At 65.3% G+C, this 15,618-nt stretch carries 15 protein-coding genes; 6 read left to right on the top strand and 9 right to left on the bottom strand.

All coding sequences use genetic code 11. From position 1 onward, the window contains the following. The first annotated feature begins 95 nt into the window (after positions 1–95). Genes tkt through pgl form a run of 6 tightly spaced genes read left to right on the top strand, consistent with a single transcriptional unit; the run spans position 96 to position 8,220 of the window. The gene (gene tkt, locus IE92_RS0102930) at positions 96–2,186 is read left to right on the top strand and encodes a transketolase (RefSeq protein ID WP_030143383.1); all 2,091 of its coding nucleotides are present in this window, start codon (positions 96–98) and stop codon (positions 2,184–2,186) included. A gap of 27 nt (positions 2,187–2,213) precedes the next feature. After that, a complete protein-coding gene (gene tal / locus IE92_RS0102925; RefSeq protein WP_030143382.1) occupies positions 2,214–3,323 on the top strand; it encodes a transaldolase in 1,110 nt (369 codons plus the stop codon). Then, positions 3,320–4,915 (top strand): glucose-6-phosphate isomerase, encoded by a 1,596-nt coding sequence (locus IE92_RS0102920; RefSeq protein ID WP_030143381.1) that lies wholly within the window; start codon positions 3,320–3,322, stop codon positions 4,913–4,915. The genes tal and IE92_RS0102920 overlap by 4 nt, the downstream gene beginning before the upstream one ends. 30 nt (positions 4,916–4,945) lie before the next feature. Then, positions 4,946–6,490: a glucose-6-phosphate dehydrogenase gene (gene zwf / locus IE92_RS0102915; protein ID WP_030143380.1), complete on the top strand. Its 1,545-nt coding sequence runs from the start codon at positions 4,946–4,948 to the stop codon at positions 6,488–6,490. Continuing rightward, positions 6,487–7,434 (top strand): glucose-6-phosphate dehydrogenase assembly protein OpcA, encoded by a 948-nt coding sequence (locus tag IE92_RS0102910; RefSeq protein WP_030143379.1) that lies wholly within the window; start codon positions 6,487–6,489, stop codon positions 7,432–7,434. Before zwf ends, IE92_RS0102910 begins: the two co-directional genes overlap by 4 nt. 15 nt (positions 7,435–7,449) lie before the next feature. Then, positions 7,450–8,220 carry a 6-phosphogluconolactonase gene (gene pgl / locus IE92_RS0102905; protein WP_030143378.1) on the top strand — a complete coding sequence of 257 codons (771 nt, stop codon included), beginning with the start codon at positions 7,450–7,452 and terminating at the stop codon, positions 8,218–8,220. Positions 8,221–8,285: 65 nt separating this feature from the next. On the opposite strand, the gene IE92_RS0102900 is transcribed toward pgl, so the two are convergent. The 9 genes from IE92_RS0102900 to rapZ all read right to left on the bottom strand — a co-directional run bounded on the left by IE92_RS0102900 (position 8,286) and on the right by rapZ (position 15,234). After that, a complete protein-coding gene (locus IE92_RS0102900) occupies positions 8,286–8,528 on the bottom strand; it encodes a hypothetical protein (protein WP_030143377.1) in 243 nt (80 codons plus the stop codon). Between the two features lie 48 nt (positions 8,529–8,576). Then, positions 8,577–8,945 carry an RNA polymerase-binding protein RbpA gene (locus IE92_RS0102895; protein ID WP_030143376.1) on the bottom strand — a complete coding sequence of 123 codons (369 nt, stop codon included), beginning with the start codon at positions 8,943–8,945 and terminating at the stop codon, positions 8,577–8,579. Between the two features lie 47 nt (positions 8,946–8,992). Further along, positions 8,993–9,244: a preprotein translocase subunit SecG gene (gene secG, locus IE92_RS0102890; RefSeq protein ID WP_030143375.1), complete on the bottom strand. Its 252-nt coding sequence runs from the start codon at positions 9,242–9,244 to the stop codon at positions 8,993–8,995. Positions 9,245–9,430: 186 nt separating this feature from the next. Beyond that, positions 9,431–10,219 (bottom strand): triose-phosphate isomerase, encoded by a 789-nt coding sequence (tpiA, locus tag IE92_RS0102885; RefSeq protein ID WP_030143374.1) that lies wholly within the window; start codon positions 10,217–10,219, stop codon positions 9,431–9,433. Beyond that, positions 10,213–11,424, bottom strand: a complete 1,212-nt coding sequence (locus tag IE92_RS0102880) for a phosphoglycerate kinase (RefSeq protein ID WP_030143373.1) — start codon at positions 11,422–11,424, stop codon at positions 10,213–10,215. Before IE92_RS0102880 ends, tpiA begins: the two co-directional genes overlap by 7 nt. Positions 11,425–11,456: 32 nt before the next feature. After that, a complete protein-coding gene (gene gap / locus IE92_RS0102875) occupies positions 11,457–12,464 on the bottom strand; it encodes a type I glyceraldehyde-3-phosphate dehydrogenase (protein ID WP_030143372.1) in 1,008 nt (335 codons plus the stop codon). A gap of 110 nt (positions 12,465–12,574) precedes the next feature. Continuing rightward, entirely contained in the window at positions 12,575–13,201 is a 627-nt protein-coding gene (locus tag IE92_RS0102870) for a superoxide dismutase (protein WP_030143371.1), read from the bottom strand. Positions 13,202–13,327: 126 nt separating this feature from the next. Next, complete coding sequence (whiA, locus tag IE92_RS0102865; protein ID WP_030143370.1) at positions 13,328–14,302, bottom strand: DNA-binding protein WhiA; 975 nt, start codon at positions 14,300–14,302, stop codon at positions 13,328–13,330. A 47-nt stretch (positions 14,303–14,349) separates the two neighbouring features. Further along, complete coding sequence (gene rapZ / locus IE92_RS0102860) at positions 14,350–15,234, bottom strand: RNase adapter RapZ (protein ID WP_030143369.1); 885 nt, start codon at positions 15,232–15,234, stop codon at positions 14,350–14,352. Between the last annotated feature and the right edge of the window lie 384 nt (positions 15,235–15,618).

The following is a 15,618-nucleotide window of genomic DNA, read 5'->3' as shown; positions in this document are numbered from 1 at the left end:
CCCGCCTCGGGGGCGGCGCCGTGCGCGACACGCAGTTCGCTCAGCCACGGCGGCCAACCCAGGCCACCGGGTTCGATTAGGAAAGGTCAATAATCTTGGCAGCTCTGAAGTGGGATCCCATCGACAACAAGGCGGTTAACACCGCTCGCGTTCTCGCGGCGGATGCCGTAGAAAAGGTCGGTAACGGCCACCCCGGAACGGCAATGAGCCTCGCACCGGTCGCCTACCTCCTCTTCCAGAAGGTCATGCACAAGGACCCGAGCGACCAGGACTGGCTGGGACGCGACCGCTTCGTGCTGTCGGTCGGCCACTCCTCCCTCACTCAGTACGTCCAGCTGTACCTCGGCGGATTCGGCCTGGAAAAGGCCGACATCGAGGCACTGCGCACCTGGGGCTCGAAGACCCCGGGTCACCCCGAGTTTGGTCACACCGACCACGTGGAGATCACCACCGGCCCGCTGGGTCAGGGTCTCGCCTCGGCCGTGGGCTTCGCCTACGCCGCCCGCTACGAGCGTGGCCTGTTTGACCCCGAGGCCGAAGCCGGCACCAGCCCCTTCGACCACTTCGTCTACGTCGTTGCCGGAGACGGTGACCTGCAGGAGGGCGTGACCAGCGAGGCTTCCTCACTGGCCGGCCACCAGGAGCTTGGCAACCTGATTGCCATTTACGACTCCAACCAGATCTCGATCGAGGACGACACCAACATCGCCTTCACCGAGGACGTCGCCAAGCGCTACGAGGCCTACGGCTGGGATGTGCGCATCGTCGACTGGAAGAAGAACGGCGAGTACGTCGAGGACGTTCAGGAACTGAACGACACCATCGAGGCTGCCAAGGCAGAGACCAAGAAGCCCTCGCTGATCATCCTCAAGACCATCATCGGTTACCCCTCCCCCAAGAAGCAGAACTCCGGTGGTATCCACGGCTCCAAGCTGGGTGCCGAGGAGCTCGCCGCGCTGAAGACCGTTGTGGGCTTCGACCCGGAGCAGAGCTTCCAGGTGGACGAGGACGTCATCAACCACACCCGCGGTGCCGTGGCACGCGGTGCCGAGCTGCACGCAGCATGGCAGGTTCGCTTTGACGCCTGGGCCGCCGCAAACCCCGGGCGCGCCGAACTGCTGGCTCGCCTCGAGGCTGGCGAACTGCCCGCCGACATCGAGTCCGCTCTGCCGGTCTTCGAGGGTGGCTCTTCGGTTTCGACCCGTGTTGCCTCGGGTAAGGTCATCAACGGCCTCGCCTCGGTTCTGCCCGAGCTGTGGGGTGGCTCGGCCGACCTCGCCGGTTCGAACAACACCACCATCGAGGGTGCCCCCTCGTTTGTTCCCGCCGAGCACTCCACCAACGCGTGGACCGGTAACGACTACGGTCGCGTCCTGCACTTCGGTATCCGTGAGCACGCCATGGGCGCAATCATGAACGGTATCGCCCTGCACGGTAAGACCCGCGTCTTCGGTGGAACCTTCCTGCAGTTCGCCGACTACATGCGTCCCGCCGTCCGTCTGGCCGCCCTGATGAACATCGCCCCGATCTTCGTCTGGACCCACGACTCGATCGCCCTCGGCGAAGACGGTCCGACCCACCAGCCGGTTGAGCACCTCGCAGCGCTCCGCGCCATCCCGAACCTGGACATCATCCGTCCGGCCGACGCCAACGAGACCGCTCACGCGTGGCTCGAGATGCTCAAGCGTCACACCGCACCGCAGGGTATCGCCCTGTCGCGTCAGAACCTCCCCGTGTACGCACGTGGCGAGGGTGCTGCCGAAGGCGAAACCTTCGCATCGGCATCGCTGACCGCTCGCGGCGCCTACACGCTGCTGGAGGCTCCGAACGGTACCCCCGAGGTGCTGCTGATCGCCACCGGTTCCGAGGTGCAGCTGGCCGTTGAGGCTCGCACCGCACTGGCAGCCGAGGGCATCCAGGCCCGCGTCGTCTCGGTCCCCTCGCTCGAGTGGTTCGCCGAGCAGGACGCCGCCTACCAGGAGTCGGTACTCCCGGCAGCTATCACCGCTCGCGTTTCGGTTGAGGCCGGTATCGCCCTCACCTGGCGGGGAATTGTTGGCGACCGTGGACGTTCCATCTCCCTGGAGCACTTCGGTGCTTCGGCAGATGAGAAGACCCTGTACACCAAGTTTGGTATCACGACCGAGGCCGTTGTGGCCGCGGCCAAGGACTCGCTCAACGCGTAGGCGTTGAACAGGAAAGAAGAAGATTCAATGACTAACGAACGTACCGCCGCCCTGTCCGAGGCCGGCGTCAGCATCTGGCTCGACGACCTGTCCCGCGGACGCATCCAGTCCGGCAGCCTGCAGGCTCTGATCGCCGAGAAGAACGTTGTCGGTGTGACCACCAACCCGACCATCTTCGCCGGTGCCCTGAGCAACGGTGAGAGCTACGCCGAGCAGGTTGCCGAGCTCAAGGCTGCCGGTGTTGACGCATCGAAGGCTGTCTTCGAGATCACCACCGACGACGTTGCCGCCGCAAGCGACATCTTTGCCGACATCTACGCCTCGTCCAAGGGCTTCGATGGCCGCGTCTCGATCGAGGTCGAGCCGGGCTTCGCTCATGACGCCGCCGCGACCATCGCGCAGGCCAAGGAGCTGTGGGCCAAGGTCAACCGTCCCAACGCCATGATCAAGATCCCCGCGACCGTTGAGGGCCTCGAGGCCATCACCGCCGTGATCGCCGAGGGCATCAGCGTCAACGTGACCCTGATCTTCTCGCTCGAGCGCTACCGCGCCGTGGTCAACGCCTACCTGGCCGGTCTCGAGCAGGCCAAGGCTAAGGGCATCGACATCTCGGGCATCCACTCGGTTGCCTCGTTCTTCGTGTCGCGCGTGGACAGCGAGATCAACGCTCGCCTGGACGCCGTGGGCACCCCCGAGGCCGTGGCCCTGAAGTCGAAGGCCGGCGTTGCCAACGCTCAGCTGGCCTATGAGGCCTTCGAGCAGGAGTTCGCCTCCGAGCGTGCCGCCGGTCTGCTGGCCGCCGGTGCCAACAAGCAGCGTCCGCTGTGGGCTTCGACCGGTGTCAAGGATGCCGCTCTGCCCGACACCCTGTACGTGACCGAGCTGGTTGCCGCCGGTGTTGTCAACACCATGCCGGAGAAGACCCTCGAGGCTACCGCCGACCACGGCGTCATCACCGGTGACACCGTGACCGTGGCCTACGCCGCCGCTCACGAGATCATGGACGCAGTAGCCGCCGCAGGCGTGTCCTACGACGAGGCCACCGCTCAGCTCGAGAAGGAGGGCGTTGAGAAGTTCATCGTCTCCTGGAACGAACTGCTGGACACCGTGAACGCAGCTCTGGAGGCTTCGAAGTGAGCTTCGAAATCCACCTCTCCGGCACCGTCAAGGCAGCCGTAGAAGAAGCCGTTCCCACCCTGGTAGCCGACCTGGTCGCCTCGGGTATCACCGCCCAGAACCCCACCCTGTGGGGCGCGGACGCCGAGGCCGAGTCCTCCATCCGTCTGGGCTGGACCGAGGCCGTTTCGGTCTCGCGTCCGCTGGTGGCACCGATCATCGAGCTGCGCGACAAGCTGCGCGCGGCCGGTGTGAACCACATCGTGCTGGGTGGCATGGGCGGGTCCTCGCTGGCCCCCGAGGTCATCACCAACACCCTGGACGCCCCGCTGACCATCCTGGACTCGACCGCTCCCGGTCAGATCCTGGCCGCGCTGAACGACCGCCTGGAGACCAGCGCCCTCGTGGTGTCCTCCAAGTCGGGGTCGACCGTGGAGACCGACAGCCAGCGTCGCGCCTACGAGGCTGCGTTCACCGCGGCGGGCATCGACCCGACCGAGCGCATCATCGTGGTCACCGACCCGGGTTCCCCGCTGGACAAGTCCGCACGTGAGGCCGGTTACACCGTCTTCAACGCGGACCCCAACGTGGGTGGCCGCTACTCGGCCCTGACCGCGTTCGGCCTGGTCCCCTCGGGCCTCGCCGGTGCGGACATCGACGAGCTGCTCAACGAGGCCGAGGCCATCTCGGTTGAGCTCGCCGTGGACAACGAGACCAACCCGGGCCTGGTGCTCGGTGCGGCCATCGCATTCCGCAGCAAGCTGGGCATCGTCACCGACGGCAGCCACATCGTCGGCTTCGGCGACTGGGTGGAGCAGCTGATCGCCGAGTCCACCGGAAAGCTCGGCACCGGCGTCCTGCCGGTTGTGCTCGAGCCGCTCTCGACCGAGGTAACCGCGGACTACGCGGACACCCAGATCGTGCGCCTGGTGGACAACGCCCACACCCACTTCGACAACCACGCACGCGAGGGCGAGATCCTCGTCAGCGGAAGCCTCGGCGCTCAGCTGCTGGTGTGGGAGTACGCGGTGGTTGTGGCCGGTCGCCTGCTGGGGATCAACCCCTTCGACCAGCCCGACGTGGAGTCCGCCAAGATCGCTACCCGCGGTCTGCTGGACTCCCGCCCCGAGCCCACCGCGCCCGCATTTGTGGACGCCGGTATCGAGGTGCGCGGCCCGGCCGAGATTATCGGCTCCGCCACCACCGTCCGCGAGGTTCTGGATGCCCTGATCGGCACCCTGCCCGAGGATGGCTACTTCTCCGTGCAGGCCTACGTAGACCGTGTCGCCAACCCGCAGCTGCAGGGTGTCCGCGACCAGTTCGCCGCGGTAACCGGTCGTCCGGTCACCTTCGGTTGGGGCCCGCGCTTCCTGCACTCGACCGGTCAGTTCCACAAGGGCGGACCGGCCGTGGGCGTGTTCCTGCAGATCACCGAGACCGCCCCCGCGGACCTCGAGATCCCGGAGCGTCCGTTCACCTTCGGTGAGCTGATTGCCGCTCAGGCGCAGGGTGACGCAAGCGTACTGGCCGACCACGGTCGTCCCGTCGTAACCCTCACCCTGACCGACCCGGCCAGCACCATCGAAACCCTGTTCGCCGCCATCGCGCGCTAACAACCCCTCGCAAAACCTTCTAGGAGTCCCATGTCCCCCGTGGATATTACGCCGGAGTTTAATCCGCTCCGGCTGAGCTCGGACCGGCGATTGAACCGAATCGCCGGCCCGAGCGGACTGGTCATCTTTGGTGTTACCGGAGACCTGTCACGTAAGAAACTCATGCCGGCCGTTTACGACCTGGCGAACCGTGGGCTGTTGCCCCCGGGCTTCTCCCTGGTCGGGTTCGCCCGCCGTGATTGGGAAGACCAGGACTTCATGCAGGTAGTGCACGACTCGGTCCGGGAGCACTCCCGGACCGAGTTCCGGGAAGAGGTGTGGGACCAGCTTGCGCAGGGTATCCGCTTCGTTCCCGGAGAGTTCGATGACAACGAGGCATTTGACCGCCTCAAGCAGACCGTGGAGACCCTGGACCGCGAACGCGGCACCATGGGTAACTACGCGTTCTACCTGTCGATCCCGCCGAAGGCCTTCCCGGTTGTGACCGAGCAGCTGCGCCGCTCGGGCCTGGCCGACCAGAAGGAAGGCTCCTGGCGTCGTGTGGTCATCGAGAAGCCGTTTGGTTCGGACCTGAAGACCGCCCGCGAGCTCAACGCCGTGGTCGAGTCCGTGTTCCCCGCCGACTCGGTCTTCCGCATCGACCACTACCTCGGTAAGGAAACCGTTCAGAACATCCTGGCGCTGCGTTTCGCCAACCAGATGTTCGAGCCGCTGTGGAACGCCAACCACGTAGACCACGTCCAGATCACCATGGCCGAGGACATCGGCGTGGGTGGTCGTGCCGGATACTACGACGGTATCGGTGCCGCCCGCGACGTGATCCAGAACCACCTGCTGCAGCTGCTCGCGCTGACCGCGATGGAGGAGCCCAACTCGTTCGACGCCGCGGATCTGCGTGCCGAGAAGGAGAAGGTTCTCGCCGCGGTGCGTCTGCCCGCAGACCTGGCAACCGCCACCGCCCGCGGCCAGTACGCCGGCGGATGGCAGGGTGGCGAGCAGGTTCCCGGTTTCCTCGACGAGGACGGCATGAACCCCGAGTCGATCACCGAGACCTACGCCGCGATGCGCCTCGACATCAACACCCGTCGCTGGGCCGGTGTGCCCTTCTACCTGCGTGCGGGTAAGCGTCTGGGTCGTCGTGTGACCGAGATCGCCGTTGTCTTCAAGCGTGCACCGCAGTACCTGTTCGAGGAGAGCCAGACCGCCGAGCTCGGCCAGAACGCCCTCGTGATCCGCGTCCAGCCGGACGAGGGTGTCACGATCCGTTTTGGTTCGAAGGTTCCCGGTGCCAGCACTCAGGTGCGCGATGTGACCATGGACTTCGGTTACGGTCACGCGTTCACCGAGGCGAGCCCCGAGGCCTACGAGCGTCTGATTCTCGACGTTCTCCTGGGCGACCCGCCCCTGTTCCCGCGCCACGAGGAGGTTGAGCTCTCCTGGAAGATCCTCGACCCGATCGAGGAGTTCTGGGCCGCAGAGGGTGGCCCGCTTGATCAGTATCAGCCCGGATCCTGGGGACCGGCTTCGGCCGACGAGCTCCTGCAGCGTGACGGCCGGAATTGGAGACGCCCATGATCGTCGAACTGCCCGACACCACCGTCAGTGCGGTGGCCAAGCGCCTGGTAACCCTGCGCGAAGACGGCGGTGCCGTCGCCCTGGGTCGCGTGCTGACCCTGGTGATCAGCTCCGAGCACGGTCAGGAAGAGGATGCAATTCACGCCGCCAATGAGGCATCGCGTGAGCACCCGATGCGCGTGATCGTGGTCTCCAACGAGGTCACCCCCGGCAGCGTTGATCGTCTGGACGCGGAGATCCGCGTCGGTGGCGACGCCGGTGCCAGCGAGGTCATCATCCTCAGCGTCTTCGGCGCGGTCGCGACCAGCGAGGAATCGCTGATCACCGGCCTGCTGCTGCCGGACGCTCCGGTTGTGGCCTGGTGGCCCGGCAAGGCTCCGGCCGACGTGGCGCACACCGCGCTGGGTCGCATGGCGCAGCGCCGGATCACCGACGCCTCGATCGGTGAGGACGTGCTGGCCACGCTGAACACGCGTGCCACCACCTACACCGCCGGTGACACCGACTTCGCGTGGACCCGTCTGACCCTGTGGCGTGCTCAGCTCGCCGCGGCGCTGGACCAGCCGCCGTATGAGCCGGTCACCAAGGTGATCGTCTCGGGTGCCTCCGACTCCCCCTCGACCATCCTGCTGGCCGCTTGGCTGCGCCGTGCGCTGCAGGCTCCGGTGGAGCAGGTCGAGACCGAGCGCGGTTCGCACGACACCGGAATTCACTCGGTGACCCTCGTGCGCGACAGCGGTGAGGTGTCGATCGTTCGTCCGTTCACCAGCACGTCGGCTACGCTGAAGCTGCCGGGTCAGCCCGAGCACGAAATTGCTCTGCCCCGCCGCAGCCTGCGCGACTGCCTCGCCGAGGAACTGCGCCGGCTCGACCCGGACGCACTGTACGGCGATGTAATCACCACCGGACTGGCCGAACTGCTGGCCGAGTCCACCACGAAGTAAAGTAAGGGATCAACGATGACCAACGAACGCCGCGTCCTCATTCATAAGGATGCAGAAGCGCTGACGGCCTCCCTGGCCGCACGCTTCCTCACCAAAACCCTCGACCTGCTCGACGAATACGATCGTGTAAACGTTGTGCTGGAGGGTGGCCGTGTGGGGATCGCGGTGCTCGAATCCATCAATGCTTCCGCCGCGCGCGACAGCGTTGACTGGTCTCGTGTTCACTTCTGGTGGAGCGACGAGCGCTTTGTGCCCGCCGGCCACGAGGACCGCAACGACGTGAAGGCGTATTCGGCTCTGCTGGATCACCTGACCATCCCGGCCGAGAACATTCACCCGATGCCCGCATCGGATGCCGGACTCGACCTGGATGCCGCCGCCGTGGCCTATGCCGAGGAGCTGGCTCGTTTCGCCGATGGCGACTCGAACCTGCCCCGCTTCGACATCACCTTCCTGGGTGTCGGGCCCGACGGTCACACCGCCTCGCTGTTCCCCGGTTTCACCGAGGTACTGGACAAAGACCACACGGTCCTGCCGGTACGCAACTCGCCGAAGCCGCCGAGCGAGCGGCTCACTCTCACCCGTACCGCGATCAACACCTCCCGCCGCGTGTGGGTCGAGCTGGCCGGTGCGGAGAAGGCGTCGCCGCTGGGTCTCGCCCTGGCCGGTGCCTCCTATGCGGATGTGCCGATCGCGGGTGTCAAGGGCCGTCGTCGCACCGTCTTCTTCGTGGATGAGGCTGCCGCCTCGGAGGTGCCCGAGGACCTGATCGCTCAGTCCTACTAGGGGCCCCCAACACCGCGGCCCCCGTTCCTTTGGGAACGGGGGCCGCGGTGTTTTTGTGTGGGCTGTTAGACCTCGTGGTAGCGGCGCACGGTCTCGCGCAGCGCATCGGCGTGGGCATAGATTTCGGTGGGGTGTTCGATCGGGATGCGGGTCTCGTTCTTGTCCGCGTCCACCAGACCCAGGTACTTCTGGGTGCGGTTGAAGTGCAGGCGGGCGATCGGCAGCGGCCGTGCGCTCCCCAGCGCCGATTTCAGGCGCTCGTTAACCTGGTCGTTGAGGTACTGCCCGGCGGCCTCGTTTGCGGGCATGCAGAAGCGCCCCGGGAGGTTCCTCCCGGGGCGCTTCTGGCGATAAAACTACTTCTTAGGGGCCGCGGTACCGCGACGCTCCCGCAGGGCGGTCAGCGCGTCCTCGAGCAGCGAGGCGGCCTCCTCCTCCGTGCGACGCTCCTTCACATACGCGAGGTGGGTTTTATAGGGCTCAAGCTTCGCCAGAGCCGGCGGGTTTTCCTTGTCCCGGCCGGCGGGCAGACCGCTGGTGGGGCTGTCGATGGTCTCGGGGATCTCCTCGTCGGGCAGGTTTGCCGCGAAGTACCGAACCGTCTGGTTGCCCAGCGCGTCCCAGTAGGACACCGCCACGCGGTCGGCGTGGAAGCCGTGGTCCTGTTCACCCATGGGGCCCGCACCGACGCGAGAACCCCGAATTGCACTACCTCCGGTAGCCATGTTTACTCCTTGTGCCGCTCAGACTTAGAAATGCAGAGTGCGGAAAGTTAGATAACCGACTGGAACTTCGTGATCAGGCCCAGGGCCACGATCGACACAAACCAGACCAGACCCAGGATCACGGTGATCCGGTTCAGGTTACGCTCGGCCACACCGGATGCACCGAGGTTCGACGAAACACCGCCACCGAACATGTCGGAAAGACCGCCTCCGCGACCCTTGTGCAGCAGGATGAGGAAGGTGAGCAGGAGGCTGGTAATGCCCAGCAGCACCTGCAGTACGATCTGAAGAATCTCCACGAAGGACCTTTCATGTGCCGAACGCGCATCCACGCGAACCGGTCAAGTATAACGTGACCGCAAACCAGGTTCGCGGTCGTACGGAATCAGCTTATCGCTTCCGGAGCCCTTTCGGGACCAGGCGACGCGCTTCACATACGAATCGGTCCCGGCATTTCTGCCGGGACCGAAAAATTCGTGGGGGAACTAGCTTCCGACGTGCTGACGGAAGCGCACGATACCGGCGAACTCGTCCACGTCCAGGCTGGCACCGCCAACCAGGGCACCATCCACGTTGGGCTCACGCATGAACCCGGCAATGTTGGCGGCCTTGACCGAACCACCATAGAGGATGCGGGTGCGATCGGCGATCGCGTCACCCAGGCGGGCGCGCAGGCTCTCGCGCAGCGCGGCACAGACCTGCTCGGCCTGCTCCGGGGTCGCGGCCTTACCCGAGCCGATGGCCCAGACGGGCTCATAGGCCACCACGATGTCCGAGTCGGCCGAGACGGAGGCCAGGGCCTCCTCCAACTGAGCAACCGGAACGGCGCTCGGGCCGTGCTTCTCGAGGTCCTCGGCGGTCTCACCGACGCAGATCACGGGAACCAGGTTGTGCTTGAGGGCGGCGGCGGTCTTGGCCGCCACCACGTCGTCACCCTCGTTGTGCAGGGTACGACGCTCGGAGTGACCGATGATCACGTACTGTGCGTCGAGCTTGGCCAGGAAGGCGGCCGAGATCTCGCCGGTGTACGCGCCGGACTCCTGGGTCGACACATCCTGCGCGCCAAAAGCGATCTTCAGCTTGTCGGCGGCGATCAGGGTCTGGACACTACGCAGGTCGGTGAAGGGCGGGAATACCGCAACCTCGGCGTCGGCCTCGTTGTGCTTGGCGTCGTCCAGGGCCCAGGCGAGCTTCTGAACAAACGCGATGGCCTGGAGGTGATCCAGGTTCATCTTCCAGTTACCCGCGATGAGCGGGGTACGGGTGGCTACCATCCGAGGACCTCCAGTCCAGGCAGGCGCTTTCCCTCGAGGAATTCGAGGCTCGCGCCACCGCCGGTTGAAATGTGGCCAAACTGATCGTCAGCAAAGCCGAGTGCGCGGACGGCGGCGGCGGAGTCGCCACCACCCACCACGCTGAGGCCATCCACCTGGGTGAGAGCCTCGGCGACCGCACGGGTTCCCCCGGCGAACGCATCAAATTCAAAGACGCCCATCGGGCCGTTCCAGAACACGGTCTTGGAACCGGCGATTGCCTGGGCGAATGCGGCGGCGGTGTCCGGACCGATGTCCAGTCCGATGCCGGCGGCACCAAAGGCGGTGTCCTCGATGGACTCGACCGGGCGAACCTCGTGTGCGGCGTCGGCGGCGAACTTCTCGGCGACGATCACATCGGTGGGCAGCACGATCTCAACGCCGAGCTTCTCGGCCTCGGCCAGGTAGCCCAGCACGGTGTCGATCTGGTCGGCCTCAAGCAGGCTCGAACCGACCTTGTAGCCGCGGGCGGCCAGGAAGGTGAAGAGCATGCCGCCACCGATCAGCAGACGGTTGACCCGCGGGAGCAGGTGGCCGATCACGCCGAGCTTGTCGGAAACCTTCGAACCACCCAGCACCACCGCGTAGGGGCGCTCGGGGGTTTCGGTGAGGCGATCCAGCACATCCAGCTCGGCGGCAATCAGCAGTCCGGCCGCGCTGGGCAGCAGACCGGCGAGCTCATAGACGCTCGCCTGCTTACGGTGGACAACACCGAAGCCATCGGAGACGAAGGCGTCCCCGAACTGCGCCAGCGAGGCCGCGAAGGCGGCGCGCTCGGCGTCGTCCTTCGCGGTCTCACCGGCGTTGAAGCGCAGGTTTTCCAGCAGCGCAACGGATCCGTTCTCGAGGCCCGCGACGGCCTCGGCGGCGGAGGCACCGATGGTGTCCGACGCGAAGGCCACCTCACGGCCCAGCAGCTCACTCAGACGAGCGGCCACCGGCGCGAGGCTATAGCGGTCCTCCGGCTCGCCCTTGGGGCGGCCGAGGTGGGAAACAATCACAACCCGCGCACCACGCTCGATGAGCGTGTTGAGCGTGGGCAGGGACGCACGGATGCGGCCGTCATCGGTGATCTTGCCCTCCGACAGGGGGACGTTCAGATCACAGCGGACGATCACGCGCTTGCCGGCGAGATCTCCCAGGGATTCCAGAGTACGAAGCGTCATGCTCGCGGGGTTCCTTTGCTGCTAGGTGGTGGTTAGAGCTTATCCGCGACGTAGACCGTGAGGTCTACCAGACGGTTGGAGTAGCCCCACTCGTTGTCGTACCAGGACGACAGCTTGACCTGCTTGCCCTGGACGCGCAGCAGACCGGCGTCAAAGATCGAGGAGTGCGGGTCGGTCACGATGTCGCTGGACACGATCTCGTCCTCGGTGTACTTCAGGATGCCCTTGAGCGGACCCGACTCGGCGGCAGCCTTGTAGGCGGCCTTGATCTCGTCGATGGTGAGCTCACGCGAGGTGGTCACGGTCAGGTCGGTGATCGAACCGGTGGGTACCGGAACGCGCAGAGCAAAGCCGTCCAGCTTGCCCTTCAGCTCGGGCAGAACCAGGCCGATAGCCTTGGCGGCACCGGTCGAGGTCGGCACGATGTTGACGGCTGCGGCGCGGGCGCGACGCAGGTCGCCGTGCGGGCCGTCCTGGAGGTTCTGGTCGGCGGTGTACGCGTGCACGGTGGTCATCAGACCGGTCTCGATGCCGAAGTTGTCGTTGAAGACCTTCGCCAGCGGGGCCAGGCAGTTGGTGGTGCAGGACGCGTTGGAGATGATGTGGTGGTTCTCCGGGTCGTACTCGTGCTCGTTGACACCCATCACGAAGGTCGCGGCGTCGCCCGAGGCGGGAGCCGAGATCAGAACCTTCTTGGCGCCGGCATCGATGTGCTTCTGAGCCAGCTCGGCCTTGGTGAAGAATCCGGTGGACTCGATCACGATGTCCACGCCCAGCTCGCCCCAGGGCAGGTTGGCGGGGTCGCGCTCGGCGAAGGACTTGATGGCCTTGCCGTTGACAACGATTTCGTTCTCGTTGTAGGTAACCTCTGCATCGAGGCGACCGGTGATGGAGTCGTACTTCAGCAGGTGCGCGAGGGTCTTGTTGTCGGTCAGGTCGTTCACGGCGACGATCTCGATGTTGCTACCCTTGGCGAGGGCGGCGCGGAAGTAGTTACGGCCAATACGGCCAAAGCCGTTGATACCGATCTTGACGGTCAAAGGATTTCTCCTGTCGCTGGAGCGCCGAAGCGCTGCTATTTTTCTGTGGTGAACAGTGCGCAAACGAAAAAGTCCCGGACAGCGAGTGCTATCCGGGACTTCTCTGTCCCTTAAGACAGTACCAGGAGTCCGTTTGCGTTCGAGCGTGCGTTTTCGAAGCGCAGCTGCACGTTTTCCCAGTCCACGATGGTCCAGAACGCCTTGACATAGTCGGCGCGGACGTTGCGGTAGTCGAGGTAGTAAGCGTGCTCCCAGACGTCGAGCATCAGGATCGGAATGATCCCGGCCGGGAAGTTTGCCTGCTGGTCGAAGAACTGCTGAACGATCAGCTGCTGGCCCACTGCATCCCAGGCCAGAACGGCCCAGCCGGAGCCCTGGACACCCAGTGCGGCGGCGGTGAAGTGAGCCTGGAACTTGTCAAACGATCCGAAGAAGTCGTTGATTGCGCTCTCCAGCTCGCCGACGGGCTTGTCGCCACCGTCCTTGGACAGGTTGGTCCAGAAGATCGAGTGGTTGATGTGTCCGCCGAGGTTGAACGCGAGGTCCTTCTGCAGCTTGTTGACGTTCGCGAGGTTGCCGGAGTCACGCGCTTCGGCGAGCTGCTCCAGGGCGGTGTTGGCGCCGGTTACATACGCCTGGTGGTGCTTCGAGTGGTGGAGCTCCATGATGGCACCGCTGATTGCGGGCTCCAGAGCGCCGTAGTCGTAGCCCAGGTCGGGAAGGGTGTAAATAGCCATAAACCTATCTCCTCTTGTGTGGGGTTCGTGCTCAGTGTGACGAACCACTGAGTCACATACTCAGCCTATCGGGGGCAACCGCCGGTTGCCCCCGAATATTTCTCGATATCGAGAAAAAAGCCGAAACTACGCGTCGATGTCTACCGGAAGGTTGGCCTCGGTACCGGGAATGCCCTTGTCCGAGGCGCGCTTGTCGGCCATGGCCAGCAGGCGGCGAATACGCCCGGCGATCGCGTCCTTGGTCATCGGCGGCTCGGCGTGCTGACCCAGCTCGTCGAGGCTGGCCTCGCGGTGGCTCAGACGCAGCTGGCCCGCGTACTTGAGGTGATCGGGGATCTCGTCCCCGAGGATCTCGATTGCGCGCTCCACGCGAGCACAGGCGGCCACGGCGGCCTGGGCCGAACGGCGCAGGTTGGCGTCATCGAAGTTCACCAGGCGGTTGGCGGTGGCACGCACCTCGCGGCGCTGGCGCAGGGCCTCCCACTCGGCCACGGTTCCCGCTGCACCCATCGCGATCAGCATGGCACCGATGGCCTCGCCGTCGCGGATGACCACGCGGTTGATGCCGCGCACCTCGCGGGCCTTGGCGGGAATGCCGAGGCGACCCGCGGCGCCCACCAGGGCCATCGCGGACTCGCCGGTCGGGCAGGTGATCTCCAGGGCCGCGCTGCGACCCGGGTCGGTGAGGGTTCCTCGGGCGAGGAAGGCACCGCGCCAGATGGCGGCAAGTTCCTCGCGGCCACCGGTGGTCAGCCGGTTGGGGAGTCCGCGTACGGGACGGCGACGCTGGTCCATGAGTCCGGTCTGACGGGCGAGGGTCTCGCCGTCCAGCACGCGGATGAGGAAGAACTCATTCCGGCGCGATCCCGAGGGGGCCATCCGGCCGGCCTCGCTGCGGATGCCGAAGAGCTCGGCCAGGTCCTTACGGACCCGGCGTACGAGCTCGGGGGTGTCAACCTCGGCCTCAATGGCCAGTCGCTGGTTAATCAGGTGAAGTCCGCCACTAAAGCGCAGGATGCTGGTGAGCTCCGCAGCGCGCACGGTTGTCTTGGGTGAGACAACCGAGGTGAGTTCTTTCTTGACCTCGTCGGTCAATGCCACGCGTGTTCCAATCGTTGAATCTCTGAAAGGGTAAGTTCTGCCCGGTACTACTCGCGCCCCAGGTCGCGGTGAGACAGGCTCACTGCGACGCCCGGAGACGCGGCCAGGGCAGCGGCAATCTTGGTCGCGATGGCGACGGAACGGTGTTTACCACCCGTACAGCCGATCGCGAGCATGGCGTGCCGCTTGTTTTCACGCTGGTAGCCGGTAAGTACCGGCTCCAGCACGTTCAGGTAGCCGGAGACGAATTCCTCGACTCCAGGCTGGGAGAGCACGTATTCGCTGACCGCAGCATCCTGCCCGGTAAGGGGGCGTAGCTCCGGCACCCAGAAGGGGTTCGGAATAAAACGTGCATCTGCAACCATATCGGCGTCCGGCGGTAATCCATATTTGAAACCAAAACTCATCACCGTGAGGGTGACGCCGGGGGTGCCTTCGGCCGCGAAATAGTCGCGGACCTTGCCGCCCAATTGGTGGACGTTGAGCTCCGAGGTATCGATCACCAGGTCGCTGGATTCACGAATTGTGGCCAAACGTGCACGTTCGGATGCAATTCCGTCCAGGGTGGTGCCGCCGCCCTGCAGCGGGTGCGGCCGGCGGACCGCTTCGAAGCGTCGAACCAGCACCGCATCCGACGCATCGAGGAACAAAACGCGCAACAGCGTGCCCTCGCGCAGGCTCTGGATCATCGATTGCAGGTCGCCGAAGAAGTCTCGGCCACGCACGTCCACGATCACGGCGATCTTGGGGATCGCCCCCTCGGCCCGTTCGGCCAGGTCGATCAGCGGACGCAGCATCTGCGGCGGGAGGTTGTCCACCACGTACCAGGAAAGGTCTTCGAGAGCATTGGCCACGGTCGATCGCCCCGCACCGGACATACCGGTAACGATGAGCACCTCTTGCTGGGGTGTTCCTTCGGCTTGGACGTTCATGACCTGCCCTTTCTGCCCCGTCTTGGTTCGTGGGCATCGTCTAGCATATCCGGCGCGGCGCACTTCCGTGGGATCCCACGTGCCCCGTTCGAGGGACAGCGCGCACCCGAGCACGGTTACGGCGTGTCGCCCCGGATTTCCGGGGAAGTGTGTGTCGGGCGTGGCGTCGAGCTTATCCCGGACCACGCACGAAGGGAAGGCTTCGCCATCCACGCGGGGTGCTTCCGGAAAAACCCCAGGATATCTGATGCAATGCGATGTCCTTGACCACCGGTCAGGGCCCGGCGGCACCCATCAGGCCCGGCCGGGCACACACGTCTCGGGCCCGCATCGGATCGATGCGGGCCCGAGAAATCCGGAGAAACCGTGGGGAAACTCCCAGGG

Origin of the sequence: Mycetocola saprophilus (assembly GCF_000718085.1) — a bacterium.
GTDB classification, from domain to species: domain Bacteria; phylum Actinomycetota; class Actinomycetes; order Actinomycetales; family Microbacteriaceae; genus Mycetocola; species Mycetocola saprophilus.
Note: the sequence above shows the minus strand (reverse complement) of the source record. Positions and strands in the feature narration are given on the sequence as shown.